Origin of the sequence: Enterobacter sp. ECC-249, from assembly GCF_043965265.1 — a bacterium.
Classification (GTDB): Bacteria; Pseudomonadota; Gammaproteobacteria; order Enterobacterales; family Enterobacteriaceae; genus Enterobacter; species Enterobacter quasiroggenkampii.
On record NZ_CP143661.1, the window covers coordinates 21,192 to 39,711 of the forward strand.

Annotated in this window: 17 protein-coding genes and 2 pseudogenes; 8 read left to right on the forward strand and 11 right to left on the reverse strand. The window is 51.3% G+C overall.

The annotated features are described in order from the left end of the window. The first annotated feature begins 86 nt into the window (after positions 1 to 86). The 3 genes from ampH to V1587_RS21740 all read left to right on the forward strand — a co-directional run bounded on the left by ampH (position 87) and on the right by V1587_RS21740 (position 4,117). Positions 87 to 1,247 (forward strand): D-alanyl-D-alanine-carboxypeptidase/endopeptidase AmpH, encoded by a 1,161-nt coding sequence (ampH, locus tag V1587_RS21730; protein ID WP_032635084.1) that lies wholly within the window; start codon positions 87 to 89, stop codon positions 1,245 to 1,247. Between the two features lie 217 nt (positions 1,248 to 1,464). Next, complete coding sequence (locus tag V1587_RS21735) at positions 1,465 to 3,195, forward strand: penicillin-binding transpeptidase domain-containing protein (RefSeq protein ID WP_032623598.1); 1,731 nt, start codon at positions 1,465 to 1,467, stop codon at positions 3,193 to 3,195. Positions 3,196 to 3,259: 64 nt separating this feature from the next. After that, positions 3,260 to 4,117: a class A beta-lactamase LAP-2 gene (locus V1587_RS21740; protein ID WP_012477595.1), complete on the forward strand. Its 858-nt coding sequence runs from the start codon at positions 3,260 to 3,262 to the stop codon at positions 4,115 to 4,117. Between the two features lie 48 nt (positions 4,118 to 4,165). Here the strand turns inward: V1587_RS21740 and V1587_RS21745 are convergent. Further along, positions 4,166 to 5,319 (reverse strand): annotated as a pseudogene (locus V1587_RS21745) (IS3 family transposase). Between the two features lie 394 nt (positions 5,320 to 5,713). Between V1587_RS21745 and V1587_RS21750 the strand changes: the two are divergent. Further along, the gene (locus tag V1587_RS21750; protein WP_001516695.1) at positions 5,714 to 6,370 is read left to right on the forward strand and encodes a quinolone resistance pentapeptide repeat protein QnrS1; all 657 of its coding nucleotides are present in this window, start codon (positions 5,714 to 5,716) and stop codon (positions 6,368 to 6,370) included. 318 nt (positions 6,371 to 6,688) lie between these two features. Here V1587_RS21750 and V1587_RS21755 read toward each other — a convergent pair. The 4 genes and pseudogenes from V1587_RS21755 to V1587_RS21770 form a co-directional block, all read right to left on the reverse strand. After that, positions 6,689 to 7,117, reverse strand: a pseudogene (locus V1587_RS21755) (recombinase family protein); the annotation flags it as partial. 32 nt (positions 7,118 to 7,149) lie between these two features. Continuing rightward, complete coding sequence (locus V1587_RS21760; protein WP_001493761.1) at positions 7,150 to 8,541, reverse strand: ISKra4-like element ISKpn19 family transposase; 1,392 nt, start codon at positions 8,539 to 8,541, stop codon at positions 7,150 to 7,152. Positions 8,542 to 8,577: 36 nt separating this feature from the next. Beyond that, complete coding sequence (locus tag V1587_RS21765; RefSeq protein ID WP_001493762.1) at positions 8,578 to 9,150, reverse strand: recombinase family protein; 573 nt, start codon at positions 9,148 to 9,150, stop codon at positions 8,578 to 8,580. 136 nt (positions 9,151 to 9,286) lie between these two features. Then, positions 9,287 to 9,832 (reverse strand): plasmid pRiA4b ORF-3 family protein, encoded by a 546-nt coding sequence (locus tag V1587_RS21770; protein ID WP_001493763.1) that lies wholly within the window; start codon positions 9,830 to 9,832, stop codon positions 9,287 to 9,289. A 344-nt stretch (positions 9,833 to 10,176) separates the two neighbouring features. Between V1587_RS21770 and V1587_RS21775 the strand changes: the two genes are divergently transcribed. Genes V1587_RS21775 through V1587_RS21785 form a run of 3 tightly spaced genes read left to right on the forward strand, consistent with a single transcriptional unit; the run spans position 10,177 to position 12,221 of the window. Beyond that, a complete protein-coding gene (locus V1587_RS21775; protein ID WP_022650047.1) occupies positions 10,177 to 10,794 on the forward strand; it encodes a hypothetical protein in 618 nt (205 codons plus the stop codon). Continuing rightward, positions 10,745 to 11,407: a DUF6710 family protein gene (locus V1587_RS21780; RefSeq protein ID WP_032623594.1), complete on the forward strand. Its 663-nt coding sequence runs from the start codon at positions 10,745 to 10,747 to the stop codon at positions 11,405 to 11,407. The genes V1587_RS21775 and V1587_RS21780 overlap by 50 nt, the downstream gene beginning before the upstream one ends. 10 nt (positions 11,408 to 11,417) lie before the next feature. Then, positions 11,418 to 12,221, forward strand: a complete 804-nt coding sequence (locus V1587_RS21785; RefSeq protein WP_022650045.1) for a DUF4225 domain-containing protein — start codon at positions 11,418 to 11,420, stop codon at positions 12,219 to 12,221. Here V1587_RS21785 and V1587_RS21790 read toward each other — a convergent pair. Further along, positions 12,196 to 12,525: a hypothetical protein gene (locus V1587_RS21790; protein ID WP_012477573.1), complete on the reverse strand. Its 330-nt coding sequence runs from the start codon at positions 12,523 to 12,525 to the stop codon at positions 12,196 to 12,198. The two genes, V1587_RS21785 and V1587_RS21790, sit on opposite strands and share 26 nt — an antisense overlap. A gap of 156 nt (positions 12,526 to 12,681) precedes the next feature. On the opposite strand from V1587_RS21790, the gene V1587_RS21795 reads away from it, so the two are divergent. Then, positions 12,682 to 13,353: an SOS response-associated peptidase gene (locus tag V1587_RS21795; protein WP_012477572.1), complete on the forward strand. Its 672-nt coding sequence runs from the start codon at positions 12,682 to 12,684 to the stop codon at positions 13,351 to 13,353. Here V1587_RS21795 and V1587_RS21800 read toward each other — a convergent pair. The 5 genes from V1587_RS21800 to V1587_RS21820 form a co-directional block, all read right to left on the reverse strand. After that, positions 13,320 to 13,817, reverse strand: a complete 498-nt coding sequence (locus tag V1587_RS21800; RefSeq protein ID WP_022650044.1) for a thermonuclease family protein — start codon at positions 13,815 to 13,817, stop codon at positions 13,320 to 13,322. The genes V1587_RS21795 and V1587_RS21800 overlap by 34 nt on opposite strands. Positions 13,818 to 13,982: 165 nt before the next feature. Then, complete coding sequence (locus tag V1587_RS21805; RefSeq protein WP_012477570.1) at positions 13,983 to 16,004, reverse strand: acyltransferase family protein; 2,022 nt, start codon at positions 16,002 to 16,004, stop codon at positions 13,983 to 13,985. A 165-nt stretch (positions 16,005 to 16,169) separates the two neighbouring features. Next, positions 16,170 to 16,823: a DUF6884 domain-containing protein gene (locus V1587_RS21810; RefSeq protein WP_395314597.1), complete on the reverse strand. Its 654-nt coding sequence runs from the start codon at positions 16,821 to 16,823 to the stop codon at positions 16,170 to 16,172. After that, positions 16,820 to 17,554 (reverse strand): hypothetical protein, encoded by a 735-nt coding sequence (locus tag V1587_RS21815; RefSeq protein ID WP_229233309.1) that lies wholly within the window; start codon positions 17,552 to 17,554, stop codon positions 16,820 to 16,822. The genes V1587_RS21810 and V1587_RS21815 overlap by 4 nt, the downstream gene beginning before the upstream one ends. Before the next feature lie 475 nt (positions 17,555 to 18,029). Next, on the reverse strand, positions 18,030 to 18,314 hold the full coding sequence (locus V1587_RS21820; RefSeq protein ID WP_022650043.1) for a hypothetical protein: 285 nt from the start codon (positions 18,312 to 18,314) through the stop codon (positions 18,030 to 18,032). Positions 18,315 to 18,520: the final 206 nt, after the last annotated feature.

Here is an 18,520-nt window from a genome sequence, read left to right on the forward strand (position 1 = left end):
CGAAACAACATTTTGAATACATCCAAAAGCATTCAATAGTCTTTCGGTACTCAGCTCGCTAAAAAACATCTTTAAGGTAATTCCGGATGAAGAGAAAATCACTGTTTCTGGCCGTGGCCACTCTGCTGGCCGCCAGTTATGTCAATGCTGGCCAGCTGACCACCGAGCAGCAAATTGCTGAGAAGTCTGCACAGATATTTCATGACACTAATCCTCCGGCTATGGTCATGGCCATTATTCAGAATGGTCAGGTGACGTATCACGCCTATGGTGAAACGGCTAAAGGCAACCATACCAGCCCTACGCCCGACTCGCTGCTTAGGGTCGGCTCTATGTCAAAAATTCTGGCCTCAGAGCTGCTGGTTAAGCTTGCCGATAAGGGAGCGCTCGGGCTGACCGACCCGCTTCAGAAATATGCTCCCCCGGGGATGACGGTCCCTGAGGTGAGCCATGGAAATCCCGTTACCCTGCTTTCGCTTGCCACACATACCAGCGGGCTGCCGCGGCTTATCCCGGGCCAGGCTCCTGCCGGCGCAGCTCCGTTCACTTGGCCGGACAGGCCTGCCCGCTGGCGCTGGCTGAATCAGAAGCCGACCCTGACCGCGCCGTGGGAACAGGCGCAGTACTCTAATGTCGGATACGATCTGCTGGCCGATGCTATGGAAGCTGCCGGTAAAAAACCCTACCTGCAGCTTATGCGGGAAAATGTGACGGGCCCGCTGGGTATGAAAGACACCACCACCCAGCCTGACGGGGCTCAGTGTCAGCGGCTCATGGAAGGCTCTGGCATCGATCCTGCCGGTCCCTGCACGGACACGACGGCAGCCGCCGGCAACGGCGGGATGTATTCCACCGCAAGGGACATGGCGAGCTGGATGCAGCATCTGTTGAATATCCGTCATTCTGATAAGCCAGCGCTCAGGGCCGTTCAGCAGGCCATGTATGTACAGAGACAGCAACTTAAATCCATTACGGGTCTGGATTTAGCCGGGAAAGCGCAGGGGCTGGGAATGGGCTGGGTCTTTATCCGGCCTTCGGTTGACTCCCCGGTAATGATCCAAAAAACCGGCGGCGGCGGCGGTTTTATGAGTTATATGGTTCTGGTGCCCGGCGAGAAAACGGGGATCTTTGTCTCTGTGACAAAAGTGGATCTGGATATGTTCTCAACCTTAACGCGTGAAACGAACAGCCTTATCCCGCTCCTGTTAAAAGCAGCTCACGGGGAACGCGTCAGTCCGGCTTCATAACGGGTCGGCTGGCAGCATCTGACTCAGCAAAAGACCGGGCGCTGTGAGCGGAAATATGGCCGGTTTTCGCCAGAACCCGGTTCCACGCAGAATTACACCTGCACTGAATATACCGCTTCTGGCGTCGATTTTTTCTGCTCCCCTGCAGCATGAGGCTCTGTAAGGCAGCCTGCTGCAAGGGGAGCAGACTCCAGCGAAAATGATAAAAAACTCCGCGATGAAAAATAAACAAAGTATTCGCCCGTCATCACCTGAGAAGGGATTCAGCAACGTCAGATATAATATTCTTCTTGCCGGTATCGCATTAATCTTTATCGTGCTGGTTGCCAGGCTCACCGGACTTCAGCTTTTTGACCACGCTGTCCTGGAAAATGCGGCTGACCGTCGATCCGTACGGACACTTGCACTGCCAGCACAGCGCGGAACCCTGACCGATCGTTACGGCGTTGTTCTCGCCATGAGCGTGCCGGCACGTGACATCATTGCTGATCCAAAACGCATCGCTGCCGCTCATCCGGACTTCGCGGAAGCCAGATGGGCTTTTCTGGCCGACTTGCTGGATATCACGCCTGAGGAACTTCGCAGAACTATTCAAGATAATTCGGACAAGGAATTCCTGTTTCTGAAGAAAAAGTCGCCCCTGTCATTGTCCAGGGCCGTGTCACAGCTGCATCTGCCGGGCATAAGTCAGAAATACAATGAAAATCGCTACTATCCGCTGGGTGAGGCATCAGCCTCGCTCATTGGTGTGACCGGTGCCGAAAATAGAGGGCTGAGTGGTATTGAGCAGAGCTTTAACACCGTTCTGAGAAAGGACTTCGGGGTGAAAAAAATACGCAAAAACGCCAGGGGGGGCGTCATCAGCGTGATCCAGTATGACGCTCCGGAAACTGCACCGGCGATCAGGCTGAGTATTGACAGTGTGCTTCAGTATATTGTTTACAGCCGGTTAAGGGAGGGGGTCGAGCAACATCACGCCCAGTCAGGCGCTGCGGTGCTTGTCAGCGTAAACACCGGCGAAATTCTGGCTATGGCATCCTATCCGTCGTTTAATCCCAACCGTTTTTCCGGTGCCACTTCCGCTGAAATGCGTAACGTGGCGATTAATGACAGCTTTGAGCCGGGTTCAACGGTTAAACCCTTCGTCATTCTTGAAGGCCTGCGCCGCCATATTATCAGCAGCAGCACGCTTCTTGACACAAGGCCGTTCAGGGTTGACGGCCATCTTATCCGGGACGTGGGATACTGGCCGGCGCTGACGCCGACCGGCATACTTCAGAAATCCAGTGATACCGGAGTTTCACATATTGCCCTGGCGATGCCTTCGGATGCGCTGGTAAAAACGTATTCATCCTTCGGGCTGGGAAAACCGACAGGGCTGGGCCTTCCCGGTGAAAGTACTGGTTACTTTCCGTTCAGTCGCCATCGATGGGCTGATATTGAGCGCGCCACCTTCGCTTTTGGCTACGGCCTCCGGGTAACCCCGCTCCAGTTAGCCAGAGCCTATGCCACTCTCGGGGCCTGTGGCGTTTATCATCCGTTATCCGTTACACGGTTATCCGCGCCGGTGTACGGTGAGCAGGTGGCGGACCCGAAGCTTGCCGATGCTGTAATCAGAATGATGGAAAGTGATGTGTTACCCGGCGGAAGTGGCGTAAGGGCAGCTGTACCGGGCTACCGTCTGGCAATAAAAACCGGAACCGCAGAGAAGTTAGGTGCCGGTGGAAAATATGACGGGGGGCATATTACCTATACGGCAGGCGTCGCGCCGGCGAGCCGTCCTGAAGTGGCACTGGTTGTGGTTATTAACAATCCCAAAGCGGGACAGCATTTTGGTGGCTCAGTGGCGGCGCCTGTCTTCGGCCAGATTATCGGTCCGGTGCTTACCCGGCTGAAGATTGCACCGGATGCTTTACGTGCTCCGGTGGTACACCGACAGTCCGGCTGAACAGAGCCTGTTTACTCATTATTTATCTATTATTACTTAACTTAATTTTAAAAAGGATATTAATATGAAAAAGATCCGCCTTATTATAATCTCTTTACTGGCTGGAATGTGTACTCCAGCATTATCTACACCAGTCAATGTTACTGATACAATACAAAGCACAGAAGACCATATCAAAGGTCGGGTTGGTTTTACTGAAATAGACTTTTTATCCGGGAAGGTTCTGAGTAGTCATCGCCGTGAAGAACGTTTTCCTATGATGAGCACATTCAAAGTTTTGTTATGTGGAGCAATATTAGTACGTGTTGATAAAGGGCTTGAACAACTTGAACGCCGAATTACCTATAATAAGCATGACCTGGACGACTATTCTCCACTAACCAGTCAGCACATTGCAGATGGAATGACGGTTTCTGAGTTATGCAATGCTGCCATTACCACCAGTGATAACACTGCTGCAAATTTATTGCTATCAACTATTGGCGGGCCGGAGGGATTAACTCATTTTCTGCGTAGCACTGGTGATAGTTATACAAGGCTTGATCGACACGAACCCAGCCTTAATGAGGCGAAGCCTGGCGATGAGCGTGATACCACCACTCCGGCAGCGATGGCTCAAACGCTACAAAAATTGTTAAACGAAAGTGTACTTACAGAAAAATCTCGAAAAAAATTAATAAGCTGGATGCAGGAAGATAAAGTCGGCGGGCCTCTGTTCCGCTCTGTACTGCCAGCTGGCTGGATGATAGCGGATAAAACAGGAGCAGGTGATCACGGATCTCGGGGCATCGTTGCACTGTTGGGCCCCGGAGGCAAGCCATCTCGTATAGTAGTCCTGTATATTACAAATACTCATTCATCTATGAATGAACTCAACGAGCATATTGCAGGGATCGGAGATTCAGTAATTAAGAACTGGTAATATATTTACAGTGGATTTGACCCTATATATCCAGACGTTTTTGCTCTCTTACGGTTGCGATAACTTCCTGCGTATATATTCCCGTGGTGAGCGATATCCCAGTGCACTATGCGGATGATGTTCGTTGTAATGACTGAACGCCACCGCCAGATTCATCACCGCTGCCTCGCTGTCCGGTTTCGGCATGATGCTGATGTAGTCCCGTTTTATCGTCATCACGAAGCTTTCTGCTATGCCATTGCTTTCCGGGCTTCGCACTGCTGTCGTACAAGGCTCCAGTCCCAGCAACCGGGCGAACGCCGGCACTGTTGGCAACTGCCTTCCGAAGCGTTTTTCCACCGCACCCAGCATGACATCCTGCACCGTTTCTTTGTCATAGCCTCCGGTGCTCGCTGCCCAGTCAATGATCTCCCTGTCGCAGCAGTCCTGCGCGAAGGTCACCCGCAGCTTTTCGCCATTATCACAGCGGAACTCAAAGCCATCTGAGCACCAGCGCCGGTTACTTTCCGCTACTGCTACGCGCCCCTTATGGGCCCGCTTACGGCAAGGATCAGCGGGTTTACGTTCAAGAAGCAGATTATGCGTTCTCATAATGCGATACACCCGCTTTGCATTAACCACAGGCAGGCCGTCCCGCTCCGACTCCCGTCGCAGCAGCGCCCACACACGGCGATAACCATACGTCGGCAGGTCAGCCACCGCCATGTTTATCCGGGACAATACGGTGGTATCGTCAGAACGGGGCTGCCGTCTGCGATCCTGTCAGTCAGATGGCCGGTGAACCCGAATGCTCAACTGCGCACGCGACACGCCAAGACTTCTGCAAACGTCGCTTATTCGTCGTTCCCAGGCAACGAGGGCGCATGCGCAATCCATTTTTTTGCCCGGCCGAACTCCACGGCCTCTTTGAGTATCTCGGCTTCCATCGTCTTTTTGCCCAGAAGGCGCTGGAGTTCGCGAATTTGCTTATTGGCGGCAGCGAGTTCGGAGGCCGGCACCACTTCCTCGCCCGATGCAACAGCCGTCAGTGAACCGTCTTAATATTGCTTGCGCCATTTGAATATCTGGTTTGCATTGATGCCATGCAGGCGCGCGACATGAGACACGGTCATACCGGGCTCCATAGTCTGCTGAATAATGGCAATTTTTTCCTGCGGTGTACGACGCCGACGCCGCTCAGGTCCTGATAACACTTCAACCATCTTATCGTTCTGACTGGTATTAAACATAGTTCCAAGACTACCTCTTATTTTAAGAGAGTCGAAGTGTCTGGTGATCTATGGGGCCAGTCTAGCCCTCTTCCAAGTGTAGGGAGATATAGTCAAAGTTTGCTTCTCCGCCGATGAGTCCGCCCTGCGTCGGATAGTCCGATTTTTTACCGGCGAAGCACGGCTCTCCTAACCCTATCTAAAGCGAATAACTTTTTTCAACAGGGCCGCGTGCCAATGCAAGAGCGATAGGCGCTCTACGCGCCAATTTGACCACTTAAAACAGGTAAATTGAGGGGTTGTAATGTGTTGATGTAACAGGCTTTTATTTTAATGTCTTGGCATATGTATAATGGTAGTCTAGCCCTCCTTTCAACAAGGAGTACTCATGGAAACCTACAATCATACATATCGGCACCACAACTTTTCACATAAAGACTTAAGTGATCTCACCTTCACCGCTTGCACATTCATTCGCAGCGACTTTCGACGTGCTAACTTGCGTGATACGACATTCGTCAACTGCAAGTTCATTGAACAGGGTGATATCGAAGGCTGCCACTTTGATGTCGCAGATCTTCGTGATGCAAGTTTCCAACAATGCCAACTTGCGATGGCAAACTTCAGTAATGCCAATTGCTACGGTATAGAGTTCCGTGCGTGTGATTTAAAAGGTGCCAACTTTTCCCGAACAAACTTTGCCCATCAAGTGAGTAATCGTATGTACTTTTGCTCAGCATTTATTTCTGGATGTAATCTTTCCTATGCCAATATGGAGAGGGTTTGTTTAGAAAAATGTGAGTTGTTTGAAAATCGCTGGATAGGAACGAACCTAGCGGGTGCATCACTGAAAGAGTCAGACTTAAGTCGAGGTGTTTTTTCCGAAGATGTCTGGGGGCAATTTAGCCTACAGGGTGCCAATTTATGCCACGCCGAACTCGACGGTTTAGATCCCCGCAAAGTCGATACATCAGGTATCAAAATTGCAGCCTGGCAGCAAGAACTGATTCTCGAAGCACTGGGTATTGTTGTTTATCCTGACTAATTGCTTTGATGTGTGATTTTAAACGCTCAAATTTATAAAACGAATAATATTGTCAACCTTGCAATAATAGACATAGGGACAACCATGTATAAATTTTTACCCTCAGGCGTCTTCACAATAGAGCCATATAGCAGTGGGTCACTTAGTGGGCTTAATTTTTCCATTAAAGATAATATTAATATTGCTCAGTATAAAACATCATATGGTAGCCCATCTTGGCAAGTAAACATAAGGCTGCCATTTATAAGGCACTGTTGCAAAAATGTGGAGGTGATAGGGGTACTACGCCGGAACCCCAGATTTTTCCGTCCGTTCAAATTATCCACGGTTGAGCAGCTTGATCCCGTCCGCCCGCAGTTGACCAACAGGGGAAATATGCCTGTACAAAGTTTGCCGGGTTATCCCAAGTTCCTGGCATAGCGTACTGACCTTTGTTTCTGATTGTCCCATTGATGCCATTGCCAGTCGCAGTTTGACTGGCGTCATTTTATAAGGTCGGCCGCCGTTCCGCCCACGGGCTCTTGCTGATGCCAGACCTGCAGTCGTTCTTTCAGCAATCAGTTCGCGCTCAAACTCCGCCAGTGCGGCAAAGATACCGAAGACAAGCTTGCCAGCGGCCGTTGTTGTGTCGATAGTCGCCCCGTGACCGGTCAGCACTTTCAGACCGGTCCCCCTCGCGGTCAGGTCGTGCACTGTATTAATGAGATGACGAAGATCACGACCGAGGCGGTCCAGCTTCCATACGACCGAGAGCATAAAAAATATTGGGGCAGCGTGAGCTATGCTGCCATCGCTGGTCCCTTCCCGTCACTTTGAAAACCCGGATACCAGCAGACAAATTTATCCTGCAGTTCGTTATTCAAAACGGCGGTCCGGGTCTGTAACAAATAATGAGCCCCTTTTCTGCTCCACTGCATCTGCTGCTTTTTGGCCATTCGTCTGGCGATCACTTCATTGATCGTGGATTCCACAAACGCGGTTGATACCGGCTCTCCGTACCGACGCATTTCGCCGTAGTTTGGGATCATCATCTTATTATTCCGGATGTAGGTATACATTTCATCCAGATGTTTTTGCAGGGATTTCAGGCTAGGATAGCTGAGTTCAGGGTCATCGCAATACATAACGCAATTATCAATATGTTCCAGCGCAGCGACAACATTGCCATGCCAGAGATATCGTTTAATGCTTTCCAGCAGTGCCAGAACTTTACTCCCCGCCTCTGGATCTGATACCAGCAGTCCCCGGGCATATTGCATGAGCACCTTCAGCCTCATGGTGATATGAAACCAGTCCAGCACATGCGTTGACTCAGGGTACATACCGAACTGGAGGTCCCTGAGATTATCCGCGCCGTCGGACAGAAAAAATATCTGCTGGTTGGCCTGCATTCCCTGCGCTGAAAGGTGGGTCATGAGCCTGCGTTCCGGATGACAGTCATCCTTCTGAACAAAACCGAAGCGGCGGGTGTCAGCAGGCGCACCAACGGAAAAAGACTTCCCGGCAATAATTTCAAAATTACGCTTTTTGTCATCCCGATCGCGAACATAACCACCATCTATACCCACCACAAGCGGTTTTCCTGGCCTGGGCAGGTTCCCCCAGTCGCGGGGGCAGCCGGAAAGAAAACCTGAATGAGCTTCAGCCTCAGCGTCAAGACGCTGCGCCACCTGGCATAAATGATTCCTCACCGTTGAGGCATTCAGGCTGTGGCCCACCGGCAGAATATCTTTCAGCAGACGAGTCGTCATTTCATAGGAGATCATCGAGGCCCAGCGGGTTTCAATATATTTCAGTGCCGGGTGAGAATAATCGCCGGCCCAGTCGCTGAGCAAACTGACTGTCTTTGTATCACTCTCTTCACAACGGCACCGGTACACCCGAAGCCCGGATACCGGAATAACGCCAAACAGCGTCCGGTACCGTATTTTCTGTTTGCCTTTGATTCTGCGCGCAGCAAGGCAGTGAGGGCACCGGATATGGTGTTGAGTATATTCGTCTGCCTGCAGCTGGACCACCGACTGCTGGACCGTATTCAGCAACAGCTTGGATTCTGACACCGATAATCCGATGTCGTTCCGGGTCTCCCCTGATTTCTGGATTGTCATCAGTTCCTCCGTTCGACTGGAGCCTGATTCATCGGTGATGACTATCTGGAGCGTCAGTTGCATCATTGCCTCCTGCTGTGGTGGATGACTATCTCCCGGCTACTGGTTGTTCATCTGGTGACGAAGCTTATAATATGTGGAAACGCCAAGGCCCGCATGGTCGCAGGCGATCCTGAGCCTGACCCCTCTGCTTCTGAGTGCGTCAATTTCCTGGATCTTTTTGATATCGGCGCCGGGGCGCCCTGTTTTTTCACCCCGTGCTTTTTTCGCGGCGATGCCGTCGGCCTGCCTTTCCTTCAGTAAGGCTCGTTCAAACTGGCTGAATGCCGACATCATGTGCAGCTGCAGTTCCTGCATCGGATTGTTTGTGCCGGCGCTGAACGTCAGCTGCTCTTTCAGAAAAATAAGGGTAACGCCCTGGTCACGAAGCCGGGTGGTGACAGCGCACATATCCGACATATTCCGGCAAAGGCGATCGATGGAATGAACCAGAAGCGTATCACCAGGGCGTAATTGCCCCAGGAGTTCCTGTAACCCCGGGCGGTTTGTGTCCTTCGCGCTGGCATGCTCAACACAAATTTTATCAGGCTGAAAACCCGCCTTTGACAATGCCTCTTCCTGACGGGCCGTATTCTGATCGGCCGAGCTTACCCTGATGTAGGCATATTGCACGCAAAACCTCCGGAAGGTCTTTAAACATCATAGAGATTTAAAGAATAATCCATAAACACTGATTTAGGGAGGTTTATAGACATTTTTTCGGGGATCTGAGAGGCATGCTGAAAACGTATACCTTTATAGACATCAGTCAGCGACGACGGCCCAGCCAGATAACTTCAGGCTCCAGTACCGGAGATGCAAGGTCGAGCCTGCTCAGTTGCCGGTTGATTTTGTGGCGGTTGAACCTGACAGCATCCAGGTCGTCAGCAAAAGGGCGGATCTCGCCGACCGTTGTTTCATCATCCGCATTAACGATAGCTTCAAGAAACGCCAGGGTTTTATCGAACTCATCCGCAGCTGTGGCTCCGGGCATACCATGGCCGCTTATACAAAACGGCGCTTTCAGCGTAGAGTTTTCATAAATGGCCTCAACACGAATGTCATGAAGCCAGTGCTCAAAGAAATTGTATTCATAGGTAAAGCGATCGCCAGCATCAAAAGCAAAATCATCAATCACGACCCGGAACGGATTATCGACAAAACCGATGCCTCCTTCGTAGGAGATACCGTAATCTTTGCCATAAATGTGAAATTGATGGAGATGGTCGTCCCCCCAGCCCTGCACTATCTGGAAAATGAAGTGAAGCGCGGCCAGTGACGTGTCGGCAGCAATTCTCAGCCGACGCCAGACCATCGGACTGACTCCATGAACTGCTATTTTGATGACGTAGATCTTCATAGTCAGCAGGTATTGTTATGAAATGATGGTGGTTATTTTAACCCCTGTAGATGGCATCATTCGATGGCTGCCCCGAGGTTTTTCATGCTCTCCTTATTGAATGCCTGCGCGCTGCTCGGCATTTTCACACCAGAATCTGGTAGCTGCGTTACCGGCTTTGCCGGGCGACGGCGCCACTGGCCTTCATTTTAATAGTTAACATTCGCTGGCGCCTCCATGTAGCCAGGCGGCATACTGCTCCTACATTTAAGAACAATGTGATCCTCCTACTCAATAAGGTCTGACTGAAGGTGCCGGCAATGCAGCTTTTTCACGGAACCAGACAGCGTTTTGATAAGTTTGATGTGGCATACAAAGGAACTGGTGAGTCCGGAAACATCGCTGCCTGCTGGTTTACGGATAATTTTAAAGGAGCCAGCAATCATGCGTTATTCAAAAACAGAAATCCCGGACTGCCACTGGTTTGCCGGTGTGAACTGAACACCGGGGCGATTATCGCTAATCACCGGTTGCCGCTCGCAGAGCAGCCCGATATCGCGGCACGTCTGAGAGATGGACTTCCAGTCAGCATCAGTAGCCAACTCAGTAAAGGCTGGGACTGGCATGCCCTGCGCGAGCCTCAATACAGCACTTACAAAGGGAGTATGCTTTATGTGGGTGACAGGCATGTAGATTCAGATGAAATGATCCGCCTTTACCTGAATTGTGGTATCCAGGGCGTTTATGACTGGGAAGGTATATTTACGGACAGCTATCTTCACGGTACAACTACCGTGATATTTGATACCAGTGCAGTGGCTATTATTGACAAAATCGAGTACGGATCTGACGACTGGCATAGCTGGCTGAGTGAATACCGGGAGAAGAATTGTGTTCTGGAAAGGGAACAGAAAGTACAGCAGGCTCACCACGGCTAAGAATAATTTTGAACATCTGCTGTCGGTTGCGTCTTCTCTGCCGGTCCAGGCTTTGCCGGATTTAATTCGCGCTATGGTCCGCCCTTTGCAGAGTGATTTCCTGCTCGCGGTGGCAGAAGAAGGAACCGATGCCCGTCCGGATTTGACACCCGGGGAATTTTTCTTTAATGCCATCACAGAGGTTCAGGACTATAGCAGTATGAAGGCGGGAGAAGTTAATCCAGAAGATTACCCGCTTTCTCTGGCCTCCGATATGGTTCTTCCCTGGCCGTGGAGTCTTTCCCGTTATATCGATAATGTGTCCCGGATTGGTACGGCAAAAGGAAGAGTATGGCAGCAGGATCGTACTAACCATTATGTTGAACTCTGGCTGCCCTGGCGCATTGGTTTTGTTCGGGGAGGTAATCACTCCATCACGGCCGGTATTCTGGCGGGTGAAGGAACGTTAATCCCTGAACACGTGTGGGATATGTCTTTTCTTTTTGAGCGAATAAGTACCGACGGGCTCTACTGGTATGTTGACGGTAAGAAAACTGAAGACGTGAAGTCCTGGCGTGCAGCTGCAATATTTGAGGCAGGCAGGCTAATGACTTCTCGTCCTGACGACAGATAAGGAATATGTAATGGATATCGCGCTTTTTCCCGGTCAGAGCCGGCGCCAGTGGGCTGATACAATGATCAATCTGGAAGCCCGAAAGCTTGTTAATACCGCAAATACCGTCGCGGCCATGCACCTCAGTGATTCACTGACCCGTCTGAAATTTGTGGATGAAATCAGACAGGTTGTCATGCAACAGTTTGACGCGGCAAGGAGAGCAAGAAATGATGAAGAGTGCATTTCCTGCCTGAAGAACCTCAGGGCTGAAAATGAGTTTCTACTTGAACAGTCGCGTATGCTGAAAACCGGTTATGCCCGGATCTACGCTGAAATACAGTACGTAACAGAGCAGAATAAAATTGTCGGATACTTCATATCCGGCATTAAGGTCGTTCTGGCCGGCGTACAGGCTGTGTTTGGCGGTGTTATGATCGCCACCATGACACCAGCTGGAATGCTTGCCGGTGCCGTTCTGGTCGGTGATGCCCTTAATACGGTATCACGGGAAGCAGCCCGTCAGCTCCTGAATGAACCTGCTTCAGAGGGGATCCTGGCGGACGGCGCCATGTCCGTAGCGGAGTTTATGGGTTTCAGCCGCGATGTCGGGCTGGGGATTTTTAATGCAACCACGCTTGCAGCCAGCGTTTATGGTGTGTTTGGTCTGACCGGGAAAGCTGAGGCCTGGCGTCTTTTCCGTTATCTTCCCGGAGACTATTACCGCAAGGTGGAAACCATGTCTCCGGGCAAACTGACGATGAAGGTTCTGGGATGGGGGGTCAGTGCAAAGGTGGTACTGGAACTCCTTACCCGTGATGACCGGAGTCGCTGATATGTGATCTCATCAGCTTCCATGATTTATAGCCAAGTCTGACCGGCATCACCAGAAGCAACACAATCAGCAGAAAGACGACGGCAACCACGCAGGAGATAACATGGCTGGCGCTGCCAAAAATCGCGGTGAGCAGGGTGATGATGACCATCCCGCCGGAGATCCAGGCTACCGACAGGAAATAGCCGGCCAGATCCTTCAGCACCTTTTCCAGCGAGTCCCCCGTCGCCTGGTGACGTTTGATTCTCGCTATTTCCTTACTGGTAAATCCTGCCGCGATAAGTTCCTGGTTGTTCTCTGTCATTCACGTCTCCTTTAACCTGATAAAAAGAATACACTATTTAGACGTCCCGTTCCTTCCTGCTTTTGCCTTCCCTGTCCGGATCGTTGTGCCGTTGCCGTTAAACAATCCATGCTTCCCATTTTTCCTATACTTACCCTTTAACGGCAGGAAACGCTTATGTGTGGACGTTTTTCTCAGTCACAGACCCGCGCTGAATACCTGGCTTATCTGGCCGGTGAGGTTGATGCCGGGTTTTCTGCAGTACCGGAGCCTATCGGACGCTACAACGTGGCGCCGGGGACCCGGGTACTGTTGCTCAGTGAAAGCAATGATCAGCTGCAGCTCGAACCTGTTCTGTGGGGGTATTCCCCAGAGTGGTGGCACAAAGCGCCCCTGATTAATGCCCGTGTTGAAACCGCAGCTGAGGGACGTATGTTTCGTCCGCTGTGGGAACGCTGCCGCGCCGTTGTGTTTGCTGACGGGTGGTATGAATGGGTACGTCAGAGGAACAAAAAACAGCCGTATTTCATTTACCGCAGGGACGGTCAGCCCGTATTCATGGCTGCCATTGGCGCACGACCGTTTGGTCTGAGGGATGACGGGGAAGGCTTTGTTATTGTCACGGCAGCAGCGGACAAGGGGCTTATCGATATCCACGATCGTCGTCCTCTGGTGCTGACGCCGGATGCCGCGCGCGAATGGCTACGCGAAAGTCTCAGTGGTGACGAGGCGGGCAGGACGGCCAAACAGGGGGCGGTGCCTGCTGAGGCATTCACCTGGCATCCAGTTTCCCCTGCGGTCGGCAACGTGCGGAATCAGGGGGCGTCGCTAATTGAACCTCTCTCGTGATGCTTGCTTCGCCAGCGCCAGGGTTCTGTCTGTCCAGGGACTGACCAGAGACCTGTAGCCTGACGACGGGCTTCGTCTTCCAGTGTTGCGTAGTCGCTCCGGACAGGTTTTCCGTGATACCGATATGCCCAGGCCAGTCCCTTACGGATCTGTTCGGCATTCACATCCTTCGCGCCAAGCCACACCGTGCCAAGCAGCCGGCCGTAACGATCCTCATCCTCGCCAGTGACGGTAACGATGCGCTGTGTCACCATCGATGAGAGTTCCTGTCTGGAACGCTGGCCAAAGGGTTGGTTCTTTTCAGGCGCATCGATACCGGCAAGACGAACACGCTTCAGCTGGTTCCCCTCACCAAGAATCTCAACGGTATCCCCGTCGAGCACACGAACAATCCTGCCGTTAATATCCGCACTTACCGGATAAGTCACGATGAGCAAACTAATTATGTACAGTGTCCGAAACATGTCTATATCTCTGGTTTTTTTATATATTGAGTGTCTCATTTTGAGACGGCAAAGTATATCTCGATGACGTGAATAGTGGATGTGTCTTATAGAGAAGGACTGGTGCGTTAAAAAGGGCACAATGTGCCCTTTAAGTTACCATCAGATATTATAAGTACACCATATTCACTTTAATGGATTACCAAATTCATTTAGGTACAGCTGACCGAATTTATAGGAAGCATAGTCGGTAAGATGTCCCACGTCACGATAGACAGTTACGCCATCAATATTTGTAATGCATTTACCACTAATGCACTGTATTGATTTAGGATCAATAAAGGTCAGCGTTGGGAACTCAGCCTTCATTTTACTCATCAGTTGCGTGACTTTTTCCCCGTTGGTATTTGCCGGGTTTTGCATATCACATTCATTGATGTCAAATGGGCGTCGATGAATAACATGCTGATTTATACAGTTTTGATAGTTGCGTGGCATGTTCGCAATGGTGAACATGATTATTGGCTTTGAACCAGAATCTATGATAGTACGTATGGCTGTACGTAACGCCATTTCGTATCGACTGGCTGAGAGTGCCTCACTTCGCTCATCCTCATCTTTAGTGATTAACTGGGCAGAAAAATAATTTGACCACACATGCCCTAAAATAACATAGTCATAGTGATTTGATTTTATATTATCATAATATTTCTCAGCGTTATCATGACATTCTTCATATTTGACGCCTTTATATTTCCACCAGTCATACTGATAAATTCCCGGTAATGCCAGGCACGAAGACGTGGTGAGGGAGTACATTTTTATGCCAGCATTCTTAGCCAAGACATCATAAAAACCCCAGAAATGGTTAGCATTTGAATCGCCAATCAGAAAGGCTTTCTTCGAACCTTCATGGTCGCCGAACTGACAGTCCGTAAGGTCCTGGCTTCCACTAAGGCAGCCATCCCTCGATGCGGCATTCTCGGAAGCGGAATTCAACAGCTGTAACGAGTGATTGTATTCATCGCTGAAGCGCTGTGGCAAACCATTCGTTTTCACGGTTAATGTGTAAAGGCCCGTGCAGACCGTAAGGGGGAGCAATACAAGCAGGATCATACTCTTTGCAAATGACAGCTTAACCCGGCGGAAGCGCTCTTCAATACCGTGATAGGTAAGCACTGCCAGTCCTGCAGTTATCACCAGCGCAATGCACAGTGTCTTGCCGGACAGAGTGATCTCAAGATAATTGAACGCTGCAAATATGGGCCAGTGCCAGAGGTACAGAGAATAAGAAATTTTACCTGTGTAGTTTATCGGTGCTAATTGTAAAGTTCGATTTACGAATGTGTTCTGGTTTATCAGTAATATTGCTGAGGCAAGGCAAACAAGCAGTGTCCAGCTATTTGGATATGCCTCAACTGGTATGCTTAAACCTGAAGTACAGATAAGTACAGCGATAGCTACTACTGCCAGAGGATTAGTTATCCATCTGTTGGTTATCTGAATTCTGTCCTTTAATAAAGCTACGCTTCCACCAATCAGAAACTCAAAAGCGCGCATATTTAATGAGTAGTAATGCTGACTGGACGAGTACAGGCTGATAAGAATAACAATTATTGTTGCAGTTAAGGTAAGTAACAACCAGCCATAAAGGAACGGTTTATACGCAAATTTTCTTTTAAATTTACTGACAAGCAGTGTCAAAATGGTCGCGAAAAGCGCAAAGAAAAAATACCACTGCCATTCAATTGCTAAAGACCATGTATGCAAAAGCAGGAAGTAATCAGAGTCAGGAGATGCGTATGCTGCACTAAGCTTATCAAAATACTGGTTTGATAAGAAAAGAGTGGTGTATTTGGCACTTTTTGCGAATGCGGTGTAATCGTCAGGAATGTAGCAGTATGTCGCTACAATGATGGCGCCGAGAATTGTCACCAGCAGTGCAGGCTGCAATCGCCATAATCTGCCTTTTATAAAATTAGTTAGTGAGAATGTTCCTCTTTCAATTTCACTGATGACTTTTCCGGTAATCAGGAATCCTGATATGGTGAAAAATATATCAACACCAATAAAGCCCGAAGGGAAGTACGATAATCCTGCATGGAATAATATAACAAGCAGGACAGCGGCAGCGCGGAGACCGTCTATGTCTTGCCGGTAATTTTGTACTGCATAGCTTTTAGTATGATTATCTAAAACTAAATCCATTTTATAATGGCACCTTACATTTACATATTTATGGTTATTAAGATTGTGGTCAGTCTATCGGGAAGCAGAGCACGCAATATTTCCCTGATATCTTATGATATCGTTTCTCAGCTACGTATACCAAAAATAAGTCGTGAGTGTTTGTCTTACGTCTTGCCTGGATGCTTATTTACATACGTCGTTAACAAGTAACTGAGTGGCATAGCTGATATTGAGGCCAGTCATATTCGTGTTGAGCGCATTTATCATGTCTGCACTGATATAAATGACGCTGCCCTTCAGGATTCCCTGGTAACCTTTTGACGTCACCACAACAAGCTGTTCCGGGGTACAGAGCGCCTCCCTTCCTGCATACAGATCTGAATCGACGGCACGCAGGTACACCGGAGAGGCGGCCACCACAAACCGATCGTCAGGCCTCGACTGCATCAGCGTCCTCAGGGAAGCATACCGTCGTTCAGCAGGCGGGCAAGCTGTCAGGCTTTCCCATAGTCTGCTGTGACTAAACGGCATCGAGGAGAACGTTGCCTCATAAGGGACCACCGGGTCTGATACGTGCAGCAGCCCCAGACCCGCTGAAATCACCCACAGCTCTGCGCCGGTACGTTTTGCAGCCGCAGCAGCCCTGCTCCAGTGCTGGCCCGTATACAGTTCACCTGCTGTTATGGCAGCGCCGTCGTTCCGCGCCCTGGCCAGCCTTTCCAGCCAGACTTCATAAGCATTTCCGGCGTCGTGTTCATATGGAAAGACGGTTTGACCGGCTGTTATGGTTTTGCGGCGCGTGCAGGTGACGATGAGATTGACGTTGCCTGTGCTCATGACGGCATCCCCGCGCTGTCATCGTTCCAGACGATAACCGTGGCCAGATGGTCCGCCACCTCCTGCCCCGTGTAACCGGCCAGGATCGTCAGCGCCCTGGAGCCTGCGTCACGGGAGAGCGGACTCCGGAACCCGAATCCGTCCGTCATCAGGAGCCACTGCAGACGGTCAGTCCAGCGCTCGCCGGGTTTACGGACCGGCGAAAACACAATCTCCGTCAGTTGTTCGCGGTTGCAGTACAGCTGTCGCCGTTCCAGCTCATCCAGCAGGCTGTTCAGTTCGCGCCGGTCAGCGTCTTCCTGACTCATCTGAGCCCAGCGGATGCGGTGCAGCCGCAGCTCCTGTGCCTGTCCCGACGTGAATCCGGCCCTGGCCAGCAGGGTGTCCAGAGCGGCGCCGGAATCTTCTTCATACCCGGCAGCCGTGAGCGGGAACGCCTCCGGGCTTTCGCGCAGAACGTGCAGCAGCCGCGCCGGTGCCGGCAGCGACCGGAGGGCTTCCTCAGGGCTCACCACGGCAAGGCGAATATCCTCAGTCAGACCGGTGATCCCCTGTGCCTGAAGCGCGACGTCCAGCTGGCGGTACCAGGTGCCGGTCAGGTCTTCCGGCTCGGTACCGATCAGCGTGCCCGCCTCCGGCGTGGTGCTCTCATTGATCTGCATCCGGACCGCAATACCCGCCCCGTGGCAGGCCTGGAGCCACTGCGCCACCTGAAGGGGATCGCCCGTCATACGCGTCACCTGCCCGGCCGTGTTCCACAGCTGGAGACAGGTGGTCCCGTCGAGGCGGATGACGTAGTCGCCCCGGCACGCCAGGTGCCAGATGCCGTCCAGCTCCACCGGCCGGTCGTGAGCCTCGTCTGCCTGGCCGGGCGGGATCAGGGGCAGAACCCGGACCGTTGTCGCGCGCTGCTCCGCCAGGACGCGCGCCTGTTCGTCAGCGAGAAGCGGGGCGGCCAGCGCACGGCCGGCGTCCGTCAGCTCGACGGCCAGCTGCAGGTTCGGGGCTCGCAGGGTGCGCAGCCAGCCCGCAGCTTCCATGCGCCGGCAGGAGGCGCGGAGATTCGGCCCGTACACCGGGGCGTCCCCGCCCTGCTCCAGCACCCGCTCAATATCCCGCGTGGCCACCGGTCCCGGACGTTTCGCACCGAGGGCGGCCAGCACAATCAGCACCCGCCGCTGTAGCGGCGATGGGCGGCGGTGTTTCTCAGCGGCCATCGGCAGGCGGCTCCTGGTTTTCGAGGATCAGTCCGGCCAGAAGCCGAAGCTGTCTGCGATCCTCCTCACAGTCGCGCCCCGGCGCCCTCATTGATAATGCCAGTGAATACCAGAGCGCAATGGCGCCGCTGCAACTCCCCCTGTCAAAGGCAGCCGTGGTGGAAGAGTCATCCCGGGAAGAACTGCTGTGCCGGCTGAGCACGCGAAGGATGCTTTTGATTTCGTCAAGCAATTCGTCATAGGTGAGATTCAGTGTCGGCCCGGTACTGGACATGCTGCGCTCCTGGAATAATGAGTAACAGATTGCGATAAAATCATATCACGTATGATTCATTTGATATTAAGTTAATATCATATCAGAAGTGATTTCATGAATAATGATAAATATCACACTTAGTATGATTTTATGTGAGTGATTCAATTATCATATCCTTTGCGTGTTTCCCGCCGCGCAGATCCGGTTTCTGGCTAAATCGGATA